Annotated in this window: 14 protein-coding genes; 6 read left to right on the top strand and 8 right to left on the bottom strand. The window is 61.9% G+C overall.

The genetic code is table 11. From position 1 onward, the window contains the following. The first annotated feature begins 36 nt into the window (after nt 1-36). The 3 genes from P3T22_RS22255 (at nt 37) to P3T22_RS22245 (ending at nt 2,213) form a co-directional block, all read left to right on the top strand. Nucleotides 37-1,032, top strand: coding sequence for an urea transporter (locus P3T22_RS22255; RefSeq protein ID WP_429326136.1), 996 nt, complete (start codon nt 37-39; stop codon nt 1,030-1,032). Nucleotides 1,033-1,207: 175 nt separating this feature from the next. Beyond that, nucleotides 1,208-1,984, top strand: a complete 777-nt coding sequence (locus P3T22_RS22250) for a class II aldolase/adducin family protein (RefSeq protein WP_063498806.1) — start codon at nt 1,208-1,210, stop codon at nt 1,982-1,984. Further along, a complete protein-coding gene (locus P3T22_RS22245) occupies nt 1,980-2,213 on the top strand; it encodes a 4-oxalocrotonate tautomerase (protein WP_256390499.1) in 234 nt (77 codons plus the stop codon). Before P3T22_RS22250 ends, P3T22_RS22245 begins: the two co-directional genes overlap by 5 nt. A 145-nt stretch (nt 2,214-2,358) precedes the next feature. On the opposite strand, the gene P3T22_RS22240 is transcribed toward P3T22_RS22245, so the two are convergent. From P3T22_RS22240 to garD, 7 genes are all read right to left on the bottom strand, one after another. Next, nucleotides 2,359-3,558, bottom strand: a complete 1,200-nt coding sequence (locus tag P3T22_RS22240; RefSeq protein ID WP_429326135.1) for a porin — start codon at nt 3,556-3,558, stop codon at nt 2,359-2,361. A gap of 74 nt (nt 3,559-3,632) precedes the next feature. Next, nucleotides 3,633-4,985, bottom strand: a complete 1,353-nt coding sequence (locus P3T22_RS22235; RefSeq protein ID WP_429326134.1) for a TRAP transporter large permease — start codon at nt 4,983-4,985, stop codon at nt 3,633-3,635. A 7-nt stretch (nt 4,986-4,992) separates the two neighbouring features. After that, nucleotides 4,993-5,367 (bottom strand): TRAP transporter small permease, encoded by a 375-nt coding sequence (locus P3T22_RS22230; RefSeq protein ID WP_429326133.1) that lies wholly within the window; start codon nt 5,365-5,367, stop codon nt 4,993-4,995. Nucleotides 5,368-5,611: 244 nt separating this feature from the next. After that, a complete protein-coding gene (locus P3T22_RS22225; RefSeq protein WP_429326132.1) occupies nt 5,612-6,604 on the bottom strand; it encodes a TRAP transporter substrate-binding protein in 993 nt (330 codons plus the stop codon). Nucleotides 6,605-7,222: 618 nt separating this feature from the next. Beyond that, a complete protein-coding gene (locus tag P3T22_RS22220; RefSeq protein ID WP_429326131.1) occupies nt 7,223-8,152 on the bottom strand; it encodes an SMP-30/gluconolactonase/LRE family protein in 930 nt (309 codons plus the stop codon). Continuing rightward, on the bottom strand, nt 8,149-8,991 hold the full coding sequence (locus P3T22_RS22215; protein WP_429326130.1) for an NAD-dependent epimerase/dehydratase family protein: 843 nt from the start codon (nt 8,989-8,991) through the stop codon (nt 8,149-8,151). The genes P3T22_RS22220 and P3T22_RS22215 overlap by 4 nt, the downstream gene beginning before the upstream one ends. A 34-nt stretch (nt 8,992-9,025) precedes the next feature. After that, nucleotides 9,026-10,615 (bottom strand): galactarate dehydratase, encoded by a 1,590-nt coding sequence (gene garD, locus P3T22_RS22210; protein ID WP_063498798.1) that lies wholly within the window; start codon nt 10,613-10,615, stop codon nt 9,026-9,028. Between the two features lie 215 nt (nt 10,616-10,830). On the opposite strand from garD, the gene kdgD reads away from it, so the two are divergent. From kdgD to P3T22_RS22195, 3 genes are all read left to right on the top strand, one after another. Next, nucleotides 10,831-11,748 (top strand): 5-dehydro-4-deoxyglucarate dehydratase, encoded by a 918-nt coding sequence (gene kdgD / locus P3T22_RS22205; protein WP_063498797.1) that lies wholly within the window; start codon nt 10,831-10,833, stop codon nt 11,746-11,748. Between the two features lie 115 nt (nt 11,749-11,863). Further along, the gene (locus P3T22_RS22200) at nt 11,864-13,216 is read left to right on the top strand and encodes an MFS transporter (RefSeq protein ID WP_429326129.1); all 1,353 of its coding nucleotides are present in this window, start codon (nt 11,864-11,866) and stop codon (nt 13,214-13,216) included. 198 nt (nt 13,217-13,414) lie between these two features. After that, entirely contained in the window at nt 13,415-14,158 is a 744-nt protein-coding gene (locus P3T22_RS22195; RefSeq protein WP_063498795.1) for a FadR/GntR family transcriptional regulator, read from the top strand. A gap of 169 nt (nt 14,159-14,327) precedes the next feature. On the opposite strand, the gene P3T22_RS22190 is transcribed toward P3T22_RS22195, so the two are convergent. After that, complete coding sequence (locus P3T22_RS22190) at nt 14,328-15,911, bottom strand: aldehyde dehydrogenase (NADP(+)) (RefSeq protein ID WP_429326128.1); 1,584 nt, start codon at nt 15,909-15,911, stop codon at nt 14,328-14,330. Between the last annotated feature and the right edge of the window lie 152 nt (nt 15,912-16,063).

Here is a 16,063-nt window from a genome sequence, read left to right as displayed (position 1 = left end):
AAAGTCGCGCCGCATCGAATTCGCCGCCCTCAGACCATGCACGCCGCCGCAACCGAAGCCCAATCCGCCGCCTTGTGCACCTTGTTGCGCAGTCTCGGCCAGATCGTGCTGCAGCCGAACGCTTTCACCGGCGCGTGCCTGCTCGCCGCGTGGCTGCTATGCGATCCGCGCCTCGCCTGCGCGGCGCTGATGGGTGCGGTCGCGGCCAACGTGAGCGCGGTTTTGGCCGGCTGCCGGGAGGACCACACGCGGGCCGGCCTGCACGGCTTTAACGGCGCACTAGCCGGTCTCGCCGCGTTCAGCTTCATCGCCGACAACGCGACGGCCGCCGCCGTGGCGATTCTGGCCGCCACGGGAACTGCGTGGCTGCTTGAACCATGGTCGCGCTGGCTGCGCGCGCGTGGCCTCGGCTATTTCTCAAGCCCCTGCCTGATCGTCACGTGGCTTTGGCTGCCGCTGGTGACGCGCGTCACTCAGCAAGCGAGCCTCATCACGGAACACACGCTCGGCGCGGCGCAATTGACTAGCGGCGTACTCGCCGGATTCGCGCAAACCGGCTTTGCGTCCGGCGCGCTGCCGGGTTTGCTCGTGTTAATCGGAATCGCTGTGGCGTCACGGCGGCATGCGCTATGGGCTTTGGTCGGCGCGGGCCTCGCGAGCGTCGCGCACCTGCTGCTGGGTGCGAGTGCAAGCTCGTTCGACGCGGGCCTGTTAGGATTCAACGGCGCGCTGACCGCGATCGCGCTGGCCGATTGCGGCATCGCGGTGACGCTCGGCGGTGTTGTGCTTTCGGCCGCGCTGCAAGCGGCGGCGACTTATTATGCGTTACCGGCCATGACGGCGCCGTTCGTACTCGCGACGTGGAGCATGCAGCGGCTCACCGCCCGACTTACCCGTGGTGCGGCGGTGCCCGAACCGGCGCAGCGTGCCGAAGCCGAACGGCGTCTCACGTCGCCAAGCTCGGCCAGGTCGTCGGCATCGGTCAGGCACGCGGGTCAGGCGGCGGGTTTGGGCCGCGGACTTAAGCCGTAGGATTGGGGGTAGCTTCAGGGGGTAGCTTCAGGCCATAGCTTCAGACCATAGCTTCATGCCGTAGCTTCATGCCGTAGCTTCAGGCCGTAGCTCCAGGCCATAAACTCAGCCCGTAGGTTGAGTGCGCAAACTCCGGCCGCAGTCACAGCCCACCAGGCCATCTCAGGAGACAGACATGTCGTTCACCCACACGCCCGCCGGCCGTGTCGCCGAAGCGGGGCCGATGTCCGAAGCCGAACAACAGACCCGCGTCGACCTGGCTGCCGCCTATCGGCTCGCGGCGCTCAACGGCTGGGACGATCTGATCTACACGCATATCTCAGCCAGCGTTCCCGGCGAACCCGGCCACTTCCTGATTAATCCGTTCGGTCTCGCGTTCGACGAAGTATGCGCATCGAACCTGGTGAAGATCGATATCGAAGGCAATGTCGTCGGCGCGAGCGAGCATCCTGTCAACGCCACCGGCTTCGCGCTGCATGCCGCCGTGCACGCGGCCCGCGCCGATGCCTTCTGTGTAATGCACTTGCACAATACGGCAGGCGTTGCGGTTTCCGCTCAACCGGCCGGTTTGCTGCCGGCCTCGCAACACGCGCTGCGTTTTTACGGCCACCTTGCGTATCACGACTACGAAGGTCTCGCCTTTACGCCGACCGAAGGCGAGCGCCTCGTCGCGCATCTCGCCGACAAACCGGCCATGCTGCTGCGCAATCACGGCACGCTGACCGCCGGCCGCACCGTCGCCGAAGCCTATGTACTGATGGCGACGCTGATCAAGGCCTGCGAAATCCAGTTGCAGGCGCAAGCATGCGGCAGCAAGCTCGTCGTGCCGAGCGATGCCGTAGCCGCACGCACAGCCGACCAGCTGGTCGACGGCGGTGCGATCGAAGGCGCGCTGGAATGGCCCGCATTGTTACGCAAGCTCGACCGGCTCGATCGGACGTACCGCGATTAAACTCACACCTCACCGTCACGCATCACGGAGTCATGCAATGCCCACGTTTCATATCGAACTCTTCGAAGGCCGCACGCTGGAACAGAAACGCCAGTTCGTCGAAGCCATTACCAAAGCGACCTGCGACTCGCTCGGCGTCGAGCCGAACTCCGTCGACATTATTCTCACCGACGTCAAACGCGAAAACTGGGCAACGGGTGGGCGTTTGTGGTCCGAAGCGGACGCCTGAGTGCGCATTGGCTCGAAGATCGAGCGGCGCTGGAAATGCTGCGCGCGTTGCGCGCGCAGCGGATACTTCTGGGCGACGCGCATCTGAAACGCGTTGCTATGGCGGCATAACGACACGCCGCCACGATACTCGCTACCCTCGCCGGTCAGAACCGGTGAATGATGCCTACACCAGCCGCAAACTGGCTGCGTGACGAGGACGGCGCGGGGTTCTGGCCGTCGCCGATATCGGCCGTTGCGTTGATGATGCTCTTGCCGTTCGTCCCAAGCGTCTGGCCATTCGCACGCTGATAGGCTTCCAGCGCGTACAGACCGGTGCGCTTGGAGAGGCTGTAGTACTGCGAGAGGTTGAATTGCTGATACCTGGCCGCGCTCGAAATGCCATTCGACTCTGTTGCGCGGGTATAGCTATAGCCGGCAGCCAGGTCCACCGCCGACAGTGGCTTGAAGTGCAGCACTGCGCCAGCCGTGTTGAAGATCGCCTCGCCGTGGAAGAACGAGTTGACACCCGGGATGTATTGCACGTTCGAGTACGAGAACGAGACGTCCCATTGCGAACTGAACGTATAGCCACCCGTCACCGCAACCCGCTGCTGCGCCTGCGCCGTCTGATAGCCGTTATTGATGCCCGACACACCCGCCTGCGCGCCGTTATTCGATGTCGTGGAATCAGCGCCCCACGCACCGCCCCCAAGCGTCGAGTTATTGATGCGCTGATAGCCTGCTGCGATCCCGAACGGACCGTTCAGGTACTGGATCGCCGCGCTATACGTCGAACCGGCATTGGTTTTACCCGCTACACCGCCCAGCGCATACGAACCGCTCACCGTCAGGCCATACATGCTCGGCGACGTGTACACCAGCGAGTTATTCACGCGATACACCGTATCCAGCGAATCGATATCGCCCGGGTGTGCGCCGTACGCGCCCGTCAGCCACGTGGTCGGGCTATAGGGCGACAGCAGCGTGTAGTACGACGTGTACTGGCGGCCAGCTGTGAACGAACCGTAGGTAGCATTGGTCAAGCCGACATAGGCTTGACGGTTGAACCCCAGACCCGAGACGGACTGCGCGCCGGTTGCGCTGTTAAAGCCTTCTTCCAACTGGAAGATCGCCTTCGTGCCGCCACCCAGGTCCTCGGCGCCCTTCAGGCCGAAGCGGCTGCCTGCCCAGATGCCGTTGATCATCTTGATCACCGAGCGGCCGCCCTTCGTCGAACCGAGCGACGTCGAGCTGCTCTGATAACCGATACCCGTGTCGACGATCCCGTATAGCGTCACGCTGGTTTGAGCGTGCGCGCCGAGGGCGACCAACCCAAGGGCCGAGGTTGCTATTACCTTTTTCATTTCTGCTCCTCTGTAAAAAAATTTGTTCTTTATGGCAGGAAGTGCCTCACCAGCGCCCGCGCTTAAACAAGCGTTCAAAACACCGGGTGGCCATTGATCAGGCTAGGCAACCAAGTCGAAAACATCGGTACGTAAGTCACAATGTTGATCGCGCTGAAGATAGCCAGGTAATAAGGCCACGCCACCTTGGTAGTTTCACCTATCGACACATTACCAATCGCGCAACCTATGAACTGCACCGAACCGATCGGCGGATGCACGAGACCCAATGCACAGTTCAGCAAAATCATGATCCCAAATTGCACAGGGCCAACGCCGGCGTGCATCGCCATCGGCAGGAACAACGGCGTAGTGATCAGAATGTGCGCCGCCATGTCGACGAACGTGCCGAGGAAGATCTGGATGACGTTGATGTAAAGCAGCATCAACCAGGGCAGGCTCGTGGCTCCGTCGAGCATGTGTTCGATTGCGTCGGGAATCTCCAGATAGGCCATCTGGTAGCGCAGCATGTTCGACACGCCAATCAGCAGCAGCACCACGCCGGTGGTTTTAGCCGCCTTCGACAATGCATGAACGAGCTTCTTCATCGTCATCGTGCGATAGATGACGATGGTCAACACCAGTGAATAAGCCACGGCAATGGCTGCCGCTTCCGTCGCGGTGGCAATGCCTCTCGCCACGCAGAACAGAATGATCGCGATCACCATCAAGCCGGGCAACGCGCCGAGGAATGTGCGGGCCACCGCGAACCAGCCAGGAAAGCGCTGCAATTCGGTCGAGCCGTCAGCGCGGCGCGGATAGCCGAACTTGACCGCCTGCCAGTACGCGGCGATGAGCACGAAACCCATCACCCACAGCACCGGCAATAGACCAGAAAACAACAGATCCCCTATCGACACACCGCTCATCGGGTGACCGTTCAACGTTCCGGTGATGCCTTGAGCCGCGAACGCATAGATGATCATGTTCGTCGACGTGGGCATCAGCGCACCCGCCAGCGACGAATGGGTTGTCACATTGACCGCATAGGCCGCGCTGTAGCCTTCGCGCTTCATCAGCGGAATGACGACGCCGCCCATGGCGGACGTGTCCGCCGTCGGCGAACCGGACACGCCGCCGAACAACGTGCACGCGACCACGTTAGCCATGCCAAGCCCGCCGCGGAAATGCCCCACCGTGGCCTGCGCGAAACGCAGGATACGGTCGGCGATGCCGCCGTGCAGCATCAGCTCGCCGGAGAAAATGAAGAACGGGACCGCGAGGAATGAAAACGCGTTCATTCCCGAAATCATCGACTGCATGGCGGTGGCCGCCGGCAAGCCTTCATACAGATAGGTCAGGACGCACGAGAGTCCCAGCGCAAACGAAACCGGAACCCCGAAGACGAGGAAAACGAGGAAACTGACTGAGAGGATGGCAAGTTCCATGATTCTTCTATTTTTGTTTCTGTGCGAAAAGCGCCAGCAGGTTCTCGAACGAGAACAGAGCGATGCAGGCGCTGGCAATGACCGGAATCAAATAACGAAGCGCCTCCGGGAGGCCCAGGATCGGAATCCTGTCGTCGAGCGTCGTCTCCGCCATCTGCCAGCAGCCGAAGAAAATCGCCACGGCCAACACGATCAGGCAAAGATGCTGGAACGCATGGGCGATCACCTGACCTTTCGGCGGCAATTTCTTGACCAGCGAGTCAAGCCCGATGTGGCCGCCTTCGCGAACTTTGAGCGCGGCGCCGAACATGGCGATCACAATCACCAGCAAGAGGGCAATGGGCTCGACGAAATCCGGTGCGTCGCTGAAGGCATAGCGCATCACAACGCTATAAATCACCAACAGGCACAGCGTGGCAAGACTCGCCGACGCGACGACAACCAGCGCACGGAAGAGAAAATCATTTGGGCGTTTCATGAATCTCATTGACCCCATCCTTGCATTCGGTGGACTTATATTTAATCTTCAGGAATCCTGCCAATGACCACAAGCTCAGAAAACCGCGCGGCGCGAAAAACCCGCAGCGCGTGCTGCAAGGCCTCTCGCCACCGCGTTGCTGCCGAACTTATTTGACTGCCTGGATTTCGTCGACGAGCTGCTTCATTTGCGGGGTCTTTTCATATTTCGCCCAGACCGGCTGCATCGCCTTCACGAAAGCAGGACGGTCGATCTGCGAGGCGGTGACAATCGTCGCGCCACCCTTGGTGACCGTCTTTGCGGCGTCAGCTTCGCGCGCGGTCCACAGCTTCTCGTAGTAAGGCACCGAGTCAGCCGCAGCCTTTTTGATGACGCCCTGCTCTTGCGGCGTCAGCGTGTCCCACACCTTCCTGGAGAACACCAGGACTTCCGGCGTCATCGAATGCTGGGTTTCGGAATAGACCTGCGCGACTTCGAAGTGCTTGGTCTCTTCGTACGACGGCAGGTTGTTTTCCGCGCCATCCACCAGCCCCGTCTTCAGGCCCGTATAGACTTCGGCGAACGGCATCGGCGTCGGCGTACCGCCCATCGCCTTGATTTCGTCGACCATCAGATCCGAAGGCTGCACGCGCACCTTGAGACCCTTCATGTCGGCGGGCGAATGGATGGCCTTCTTCGCATACATCGAGCGCGCGCCGCTCTCATAGAACGTCAACGCGATCATGCCCTTCGCCGCGAAGGCGTCGAGAATCTTCTGGCCTTCCGGGCCGTACATCACTTTGCGGAAATGGTCGATGTCGCGAAACAGGAACGGCAGCGAGGGAATCATCGACTCAGGAACGATCTCGTTGAACGCGGCACCGTTGGCGCGCGCCATGTCCAGTGCGCCGATGCGCACCTGATCGATCGTGTCGTTTTCGGAACCCAGCGCGCTGTTGCCGAAGACCTTCACGGAATCCTTGCCACCGGTTGCCTTGCTGATTTCTTCACCCATGTACTTCACGGCCATATTGGTCGGATAGGTGTCGCCATGCACGTCCGACACACGGAACACGCGAGCGTCTGCCGACACGGTGCTGAACGCCAGCACGGAGGCCGCGACAATCATCGAAACACGGGACGAGGCAAGCTTGTTTTTCATCGTGACATTCCTTGAAATTAGAATCATCCAATCGATTGCGGAAGGCCGATTACGGAAGGCCGCCTTCGGATGCGACACGGTTTCGATGCGTCTCCCGACTCCACGCACGCCGCCCTTCCCGGGTAGCGAGCGGTTTGCCGTGCTGGCCTGCTTTGCTTCCCCGGCGCAGATGCTCAGCACTCCTGTCAGACAACTCGACTTCTTTGCGCCGACTGCTTCGGCATGAACCCCTCGCGCATTGAACATGCGCGCAGAGAACGCTGCCCTCTTTGTCCGGCTGCCCAAAGCTATCTCGAAAGGAATTTGTTTGGACTCATACGTTGTACGACGACATATAAAGTCTATAAAACGCGGTTTGAATTGTACAGCCGGTATTTACCCGCACGACACCGGATTGGACGTAAGAGTTTCCGGATTGAATTCCAGCGAAAAAGCAAGACAGAAGGGAGAGTAAGCGGAATCCACAGCTCATGGATTTATTCTTTTCTTAGAATGGAAGATGGCCCGAAAGTGGCATTTACGCCACTATGTTGTACGACGAGTGATGAATAAAAGTTGCGACTGTTGGACGCCGACGTGCCAATACCTCCGACGCCCCGTCTCATGCACGTCGCTTTTTCAGAGTTCGCCCGCGTATTCCGGCTCAGGCAGACCGCTCACGCCCGGACGAACCGCAAACAGATGGCCGTCGTGTTCATTCGCGTCAGCCGCGGGGCGAATCGACGTAACGAACAGCGTATCCAGATTGCTGCCGCCGAATGCGCACATCGCCGGCTTCACGGCGGGCACGGCAATCTGCCGGTCGAGCTTGCCTTGCGGTGTAAAGCGAAGCAACAGGCCGGCGTCGTTCGCGCAGATCCAGTAGCAGCCATCCGCATCCACCGCGGCGCCGTCCGGCCGGCCAGCATAGTGATGCAGATCGGCGAAGACGCGCCGATTACGCGGCTCGCCCGCTTTGATGTCGTAGTCGAACGCCCAGATTTGCCGGCGCAGAGGATGCGAGTCCGACAGATACATTGTGGCCCCATCGGGCGACCACGCCAGACCGTTCTGCGTGATCAAGGCGTCGACGACCGGCTCCGACAATACGCCGCGCTCGTCGAAGCGATAGAGCGCGCCCGCAGGGTTTGCCGCGGCCATGTCCTGCACCATCGTGCCGGACCAGAAGCGCCCTTGCCGATCGCAACGGCCGTCGTTGAAACGCATACCGGCAAACGGGAAAACCGGCGCGGCAAGTTTCCTTCCGGTCACTGCCAGCGGTTCGCCCTGCGGCGCACCTTCAGTCAGCGTCACCGCGAAGAGCCCCGTCTCGCAGCCCGCCAACACCGTGCCGCGGCGATCGAACGCCATACAGGCCACCTTCTCCGGCAATTGCCACTCGGCGCGCTCGGCCGTTTCGAGCCGTAGCCGCACGATCTTTTGCGCCGGAATATCCACCCAGTAGAGCGCCTGTTCCGCCGCACGCCACACCGGGCTCTCGCCGACCGACGCGGGCGCCTGCCCCGCCGCCTCGACACGTTCCACCCGCGGGTTCGCCACGGCGCTCATCGCTTCGGCTCCATTGGACCGGCCAGCACGAACGCGCCGCCCTGGAACTGCTGTGCCGGATCGTCGAGCTCGGCGGTGGGCGCCGTGACCGGAAAGAGGTGTTCGAACTCGACCGAACTGTCCCGCGGACGAAAGCCGAGGAACGCCGCCTTGGTGTTATCGACCCACTTGGTCCGGTTATCCGAGACGCCATAAACGATCGCGTGTCCGACCCGGTTGGTGAACAGCGAGCAGCGCACCAGTTCGATAAAGTCGCGGAAGCTCAGGTAGGTGACGAGCATGCGCGGATTCTTCGGCTGCTCGAACGACGAGCCGATCCGCAGGCACACTGTCTCGAGACCGAAACGGTCGAAGTAATAGCGCGACAGCGATTCGCCGAAGCACTTTGTCACGCCATACAGGCTGTCGGGACGCAGCGGCGCGTCGATATCGAGCACCGAGGTAGTCGGATGAAAACCCACGGCATGATTCGAGCTCGCGTACACGATGCGCTTCACGCCCTGCTTCTGCGCGGCCGAATAGAGGTTGTACAGGCCGCGGATATTCGCTTCGAGCAGATCTTCGAACGGCGCCTCGACGGAAATGCCGCCAAGATGAACGACCGCATCCACGCCTTCGAGCAGCGCGTGAACGGCGGCTTCATCCGCAAGGTCAACGATCGAGGCTTCTTCATGCGCCGCTACGACGCCCAGCGGCGCGATATCGGTGACGCGCACGATATCGGCCCATGCGGCGAGCGCACCGCGCAATTGCTGGCCGAGGTTGCCGGCCGCGCCGGTGAGCAGAAGACGGCGGAAAGATTTCCGCGCCGCCGGGCGGTCAAGGTTCGAGTCAGTCATGTCTCAGTCTTTATCGTGATTACGACCAGTGCCATCAGGTCACCGGCGCCGGATTGAACAGCGTCAACGCATTGTGGAGCTTGAGTTTCTCCGCGCAGGTTTGCTTACGTCCGCTTGCGACGTCGAGCATCAGGCGAAACAATTCCCAACCCACGTCTTCGATTGTCGCGGCGCCGGTTGCAATGGTGCCGGCGTTGATATCCATCAGATCATGCCAGCGGCGCGCGAGATCGGAGCGCGTCGCGACCTTGATGACGGGCACTTCCGCGAGGCTGTACGGCGTGCCTCGGCCCGTGGTGAACACATGCAGGTTGATGCCCGCGGCGACCTGCAACGTGCCGCAGATGAAATCGCTGGCCGGCGTGGCCGCGTAAATCAGGCCTTTCTGCTTGACCTTTTCACCGGGCGACAACACGCCGGAGATGGCCGAGTTGCCCGACTTGATGATCGAACCCATCGCCTTTTCAACGATGTTCGACAAGCCACCCTTCTTGTTGCCTGGCGTGGTGTTGGCACTGCGGTCCGCGCCGCCGCGCTTCAGATAATCGTCGTACCACCGCATCTCGCGGATGATCGCCGCGGCCACGTCAGCATTGGCCGCGCGCGCCGTCAGTTGATCGACACCGTCGCGCACTTCGGTGACTTCGGAGAACATCACGGTCGCCCCGGCGCGCACCAGCAAATCGGTGGCGAAGCCCACGGCGGGATTCGCGGTCAGCCCGGAAAATGCGTCGCTGCCGCCGCATTGCACGCCGATCACCAGATCAGAGGCCGGGCAGGTTTCGCGGCGGCGATTGTTCAGCCGCCTCAGATGACCGTCGGCCATTCTCATGATCGACTCGATCATCGACTGGAAGCCAACGTGCGCTTCGTCCTGAAGCACCACCACGTCGCCGTTCAGGTCGGCCTCGACGTCGCCGATGTCGGCCACTTCGGCGACATTCGCAGCAGCGGCAATCGGAATCGTGCCCGGCGGCATCAGGCGCTCGGGCTGCAGCTTCTCGCAACCGAGGCTGACCATCATCACTTCGCCGCCGAAGTTCGGATTCAGGCTGATGTTGCGCACGGTGCGGATCGGCACCATCGCGTCCGGCGCGTCGATCGCGACGCCGCAGCCATAGGTGTGGCCGAGACTCACGACATCGTCGACGTTCGGGTAGCGCGGCAGCAGTTCGGCCTTGATGCGCGTGACCGCGTGCTGAACCACGTCGGCCACGCATTGCACGGTGGTCGTGATCGCCAGAATGTTGCGCGAGCCGACGGAGCCGTCGGCATTGCGATAGCCCTCGAACGTGAAGCCTTCCAGCGGCGGCATGTCCGGCGCCTTGATGGTGGCGATCGGCAGATCTTCCAGTCCGGGAGGACTCGGCATGCGGATCACGTGTTCGTTGATCCAGCTGCCCTTCGGCAAGGCCTTGAGCGCGTAGCCGATCACCACGTTATAGCGGATGACCTCGTCGCCTTCCGCAAGATCGGCCAGCGCGACTTTGTGCCCTTGCGGAACACGCTCGCGCAGCGCAAGACCATCGGGAAACACGGCGCCCTCACCCAGACCGCCGTCGTTGACGACGATCGCGACGTTGTCATTGGGGTGAACGCGAATGTAGAGCGGAGTTTGTTCCATCACATCGATCCTTATGGCGGTTTCACGCCTGCTGCGGCAACCATTCATACGTCATCCTACAACATAAGCGATTGCGCAGATGTTCCGTATTTACCCTAGGGCGTGCATTATGCCGTGAAAACACCGTTGAGTTAGCCGATTCGTTGTTGTACGATGACGTATAAGAAATCTTCATTTCTCAATACCGACCCTATTCAACGCCCTGGATACTCATCATGACGACACCGCAGGAACTGAAGCAGATCGTTTCCGAAGGCCTTCTGTCCTTCCCCGTTACCGACTTCGACGAACAAGGCGATTTCCGCGCCGATACGTATGCCGAGCGCCTCGAATGGCTCGCTCCTTACGGTGCTTCGGCACTGTTCGTCGCTGGCGGCACGGGCGAATTCTTCTCGCTCACGCATAACGACTACTCGAACGTCGTGCGCACGGCAACCGAAGTCTGCAAGGGCAAGGTGCCGATTCTCGCCGGCGCGGGCGGCCCGACCCGTGTAGCGATCGCGTATGCCCAGGAAGCCGAACGTCACGGCGCGAACGGCATTCTGTTAATGCCGCACTACCTGACCGAAGCCTGCCAGGAAGGCATCGCGGCACACGCAGAAGAAGTCTGCAAGTCCGTGCCGAACATGGGCGTGATCATCTACAACCGCGCGAACTCCAAGCTTAACGCCGACATGCTCGAAGGGCTGGCCGAGCGCTGCCCCAACCTGATCGGCTTCAAGGACGGTGTGGGCGAGATCGAGAACATGGTGTCGATCCGCCGCCGCCTCGGCGAGCGCTTCTCGTACCTTGGCGGCCTGCCGACCGCCGAAGTCTATGCCGCGGCCTACAAGGCGCTGGGCGTGCCGGTGTACTCGTCGGCAGTGTTCAACTTCATCCCGAAGACCGCGATGGACTTCTACCGCGCGATTGCCGCGGACGATCACGCTACCGTCGGCAAGCTGATCGACGAATTCTTCCTGCCCTATCTGGCGATCCGTAACCGCCGCCAGGGTTACGCGGTGAGTATCGTGAAGGCCGGCGCGAAGCTGGTCGGCCACAGCGCCGGTCCGGTGCGCGCACCGCTGACCGATCTGACCGAAGAAGAAATGGCGCAACTCGACGTGCTGATCAAGAAGCTCGGCGCGCAGTGACGCAGTAAGGCGCCAGGCCGTGCGAACCGGGGTCGCGCGCACGGCACCAGAAAGAGCGCCCGGGACGGCAACGTCGCAGGGCGCTCTTTCGCTGATAAAGATTCAGGAGATGACGATGGAAATGAGCCGCACCGCGAACCCCGCCCATGCAGCACAGCGCACCAACGTCCGCTACGCGATTCTGCTGCTGATCTTTCTGATCACGACATTCAATTACGCGGACCGCGCCACGCTCTCGGTAACCGGGTCCGCGATGCGCGCCGAGTTCGGCCTCGACGCGATCAAGATGGGTTACATCTTCTCCGCGTTCAGTTGGGCCTATGTTCTGTCGCAATTGCCGGCGGGCTGGCTGCTCGACCGTTTCGGCGCGCGGCGCGTCTACGCGGCGAGCATTTTCCTGTGGTCGCTGTTTACGCTGCTGCAAAGCTCGATCGGTCTGCTGGGCAGCGCAGCCGCCGCCGTCACCGCGCTGTTCGTGCTGCGCTTCGCAATGGGTGCGGCGGAATCGCCGGCGTTTCCGGCCAATGCCAAGGTCGTGGCCAGCTGGTTTCCCACGAACGAACGCGGCACGGCGTCCGCCATTTTCAATTCAGCGCAATACTTCGCGGCAGTCATTTTCACGCCGCTGATGGCATGGCTGACCCACGCCTTCGGCTGGCACACGGTCTATGTCGTGATGGGCGCGACTGGACTGTTGCTTGCCCTCACCTGGCTGAAGGTGATGAAGAACCCCGCCGACCATCTACGCGTCTCGCGCGCCGAACTCGACTACATCGAACAGGGCGGCGGCGTGGTGAACGGGCACCGGAAAGCAGCCCGGACCGAGGACATCGCCGGCGCCGGCGGCTGGTCGCTGGTGCGTCAACTGCTGACCAACCGCATGCTGCTCGGCGTCTATCTCGCCCAGTACTGCATCAACGTGCTGACCTACTTCTTCCTGACCTGGTTTCCGATCTACCTCGTGCAGGCGCGCGGCATGACGATTCTGCAAGCGGGTCTGGTGGCGTCGCTGCCCGCGATTTGCGGATTTTCCGGTGGCGTGCTCGGCGGCATCCTGTCCGACGGGCTGATCCGGCGCGGGCATTCGCTCACCATCGCGCGCAAGGTGCCGATTGTCGGCGGCATGCTGCTGTCGGTGTGCATCATCGGCTGCAACTACGTTTCGACCGACTGGATCGTCGTCGCGCTCATGTCGCTCGCGTTCTTCGGCAAAGGCATCGGGGCGCTCGGCTGGGCCGTCGTGGCGGATACGTCGCCGAAGGAGGCCCTCGGCCTGTCGGGCGCGATCTTCAATATGTTCGGCAACGTCGCCGGCATCGTGACGCCCATCGTGATCGGCTATCTCGTCGCGAAGACCGGGTCGTTCAACGGCGCGCTGGTTTTCGTCGGCCTGAATGCCCTGCTGACGGTGTTCAGCTACCTCGTGATCGTGAAAGACATCAAACGGGTCGAACTGCGTGCGGGCTAGCAGTCAGGCTGTTATCGTACTTCCCGGGGCGCCGGCAAAACAACACGGCTTGTCCGCTTCGCGCCTGAAACCGTGCATCGACGCCGAGTCTGATGCCGACGCCGAAAATGATCCGGCGTTTATATAATCAGTCGTCAGACGACGGTATAATGGATCGCAGGAAATATCCGCAACTATCTGATTCGAGGGGCGTTTTCGATGGCTACTCCACTGGCATCCGCGGCACCGCCACGACGCGCGCGCAATCTTGCCGAGTTTGTCGTCAGCTACGTCACCGAGCAAATTGCGTCTAACGCCTTGAAGCCCGGCGACAAACTACCGACCGAATCGCAGCTGATGGTCACGCTGAGCGTGAGCCGCACCGTTATTCGCGAAGCAATTTCGCGCTTGCAGGCGGGCAAGGTCATCGAGACGCGCCACGGCATCGGCAGCTTCGTGCTGGAACCGCAGCGCGAAAAGCTGGGCATCGACATGGTGCCCGCCACCACCTTGCGCGACGTGCTGTCGATCCTGGAACTGCGCATCAGCCTCGAAACGGAATGCGCCGGTCTCGCCGCTCAGCGGGCCAAGCCGGACGACCTCGCGCGCATGCGCGCCGCGCTCGATGCGATCGAAGCCACCCGCCACAACGGGCTGGATAGCGTCGATGCCGACCTGCAGTTCCATATCTCCGTGGCGCGTGCAACCGGCAACCGGTATTTCGTCGACATCCTCACGCAAATGGGCAGCGCGCTGATTCCGCGCAACCGGCTCGACTCGGCGGGAATCGCGCGTGCCGAGCCCGATGCGTATCTGTCGCTTGTCAACCTGGAGCATGCAAGCATTCTCGAGGCGATTACGCGGCACGATGCCGAAGGCGCGCGTGCGGCGATGCGCATGCATCTGTCCAATAGCCGCGAACGGCTGCGGCGCGCCAACGAATCGGCTGAGGCAAATAGCTGATTCTTTGCGCTGGGCAAGCGCTGATTCGCCACGCTGGGCGCAAAAGAAATGGCTGGGATATTGAACTGACCCCGCAAAGTTGGACACCGATCCAACCTTTGGGGTGCAGTTCATATCCCGGCCATTTTTTTCTTACGCGGCGCCTGCTTGGGCGCCGCTCATACATCGCTTATCCGCGCGTGATCTCGCCGTCGCGACGGCGCCACAAGGCCAGCGGATTACCGTCTGCCAGCGATTCCGGCAGCAGATCGGCCGGGAAATCCTGATAGCACACCGGGCGCAGGAAACGCTCGATCGATGTCGTCCCCACTGACGTCGCCCGGCTATCGGAGGTGGCCGGGAACGGGCCGCCATGGACCATCGCGTGGGAAACCTCGACGCCCGTCGGGAATCCGTTGACAAGAATCCGGCCGGCCTTGCGCTCGAGAATCGGCACCAGCTTCTTTGCGGCCGCCAGATCCGCGCTATCCATTTGCACCGTGGCGGTCAACTGACCGGCAAAGTGCTCGGCGACTGCGAGCATTTCCTGTTCGTCCTTGCAAAGCACAATGGTCGATGCCGGTCCGAAGACCTCGTCCTCCAACGCCGGCGTGGACAGGAAGGTCGGCGCGTCGGTCACGAACAGGGCCGCGCGAGCCTGTGTCGGCCCCGTCGCGTCAACGCCTTGCGCAACCGTTTCGACGCCCCTGGTTGCCGCCAGTTTGCCTTCGCCCGCTTCATAGGCCGCGTGAATGCCCGCCGTCAGCATGGTCTGGGCCGGCTTGCCGCTCAGCGCCTCGGACGCCGTTGCAACGAAGCCTTTGAGTGCGTCGCTGTCGACAGCGATCGCGAGCCCCGGGTTGGTACAGAACTGCCCCGCGCCGAGCACCAGCGAATCGACGAAGCCACGCGCGATGGTCTCACCGCGTTGCGACAGCGCATTCGACAGGAGGAACACCGGGTTGATGCTGCTCATTTCCGCGTAGACCGGAATCGGCTCGGCCCGGGCGGCCGCGACGCGCATCAGCGAGGTGCCGCCTGCGCGCGAACCCGTGAAGCCCACCGCCTTGATCGCCGGATGCGCGACCAGCGCTTCACCGACCGAATTGCCGGCGCCGACGATCATCGAGAACACGCCTTCAGGCAAGTCCATGTCCCGCGCGACTTGCTGAATCACCCGGCCGACCATCTCCGAAGTGCCGAGGTGCGCGCGATGCGCCTTCACCACCACCGGGCAGCCTGCCGCGAGCGCCGCGGCGGTATCGCCACCCGCCACCGAAAACGCGAGCGGGAAATTGCTGGCGCCGAACACCGCGACCGGCCCCAGCGGAATCTTTTGCATCCGCAGATCGGAGCGCGGCAAAGGCTTGCGCTCGGGCAACGGCGAATCGAGCGTTGCAGCGAGCCATTGGCCGGCGCGTACGACTTGCGCGAACAGTTTGAGCTGGCCAGTCGTCCGGCCGCGCTCACCTTCGAGACGCGCCTTCGGCAGGCCCGACTCTTCGTGCGCACGCTGGATCAGCGCATCGCCGAGCGCCGTGATGCCATCCGCGATACGCTCCAGAAACGCGGCGCGCACCGCGAGCGGCAGATGCCGGTACGGGTCGAACGCTTTCCGCGCGAGTTCGCAGGCAAGCTCGACATTCGCGACCGAGCCGCTGCCGAACACCGGCTCGGCGATCTCGGATCCCGTAATGGGATTGAACGCGCGCAAGGGCTCTTCCTCGCCGCGCACGGCATTGCGGCCAATCAGCATTGCGCCGGTAATAGACATTTCGCTTTCCTTGAATGGACGTCTAAGATATATGTCATCCTATAACATAGGACGCCCTACGCGCAACCCGAAACCCTTTCTCCGCGAAGAATTCGGGTTTACGTGACAGTTACAAGCGAGCACGCCAATGCTACCCTCCAATAAGATATACG

This window comes from Paraburkholderia sp. GAS348 (genome assembly GCF_050434205.1).
Lineage (GTDB): Bacteria > Pseudomonadota > Gammaproteobacteria > Burkholderiales > Burkholderiaceae > Paraburkholderia.
This window is presented reverse-complemented; position numbering and strand designations above follow the sequence as displayed.

What these genes read in the sequence shown, in the direction of transcription:
- P3T22_RS22225 (WP_429326132.1), bottom strand. Translation starts at nt 6,604, where the DNA reads ATGAAAAACAAGCTTGCCTCGTCCCGTGTTTCGATGATTGTCGCGGCC.
- P3T22_RS22240 (WP_429326135.1), bottom strand. Translation starts at nt 3,558, where the DNA reads ATGAAAAAGGTAATAGCAACCTCGGCCCTTGGGTTGGTCGCCCTCGGC.
- P3T22_RS22235 (WP_429326134.1), bottom strand. Translation starts at nt 4,985, where the DNA reads ATGGAACTTGCCATCCTCTCAGTCAGTTTCCTCGTTTTCCTCGTCTTC.
- P3T22_RS22250 (WP_063498806.1), top strand. Translation starts at nt 1,208, where the DNA reads ATGTCGTTCACCCACACGCCCGCCGGCCGTGTCGCCGAAGCGGGGCCG.
- P3T22_RS22220 (WP_429326131.1), bottom strand. Translation starts at nt 8,152, where the DNA reads ATGAGCGCCGTGGCGAACCCGCGGGTGGAACGTGTCGAGGCGGCGGGG.
- P3T22_RS22215 (WP_429326130.1), bottom strand. Translation starts at nt 8,991, where the DNA reads ATGACTGACTCGAACCTTGACCGCCCGGCGGCGCGGAAATCTTTCCGC.
- garD (WP_063498798.1), bottom strand. Translation starts at nt 10,615, where the DNA reads ATGGAACAAACTCCGCTCTACATTCGCGTTCACCCCAATGACAACGTC.
- P3T22_RS22195 (WP_063498795.1), top strand. Translation starts at nt 13,415, where the DNA reads ATGGCTACTCCACTGGCATCCGCGGCACCGCCACGACGCGCGCGCAAT.
- P3T22_RS22190 (WP_429326128.1), bottom strand. Translation starts at nt 15,911, where the DNA reads ATGTCTATTACCGGCGCAATGCTGATTGGCCGCAATGCCGTGCGCGGC.
- P3T22_RS22200 (WP_429326129.1), top strand. Translation starts at nt 11,864, where the DNA reads ATGGAAATGAGCCGCACCGCGAACCCCGCCCATGCAGCACAGCGCACC.
- kdgD (WP_063498797.1), top strand. Translation starts at nt 10,831, where the DNA reads ATGACGACACCGCAGGAACTGAAGCAGATCGTTTCCGAAGGCCTTCTG.
- P3T22_RS22255 (WP_429326136.1), top strand. Translation starts at nt 37, where the DNA reads ATGCACGCCGCCGCAACCGAAGCCCAATCCGCCGCCTTGTGCACCTTG.
- P3T22_RS22230 (WP_429326133.1), bottom strand. Translation starts at nt 5,367, where the DNA reads ATGCGCTATGCCTTCAGCGACGCACCGGATTTCGTCGAGCCCATTGCC.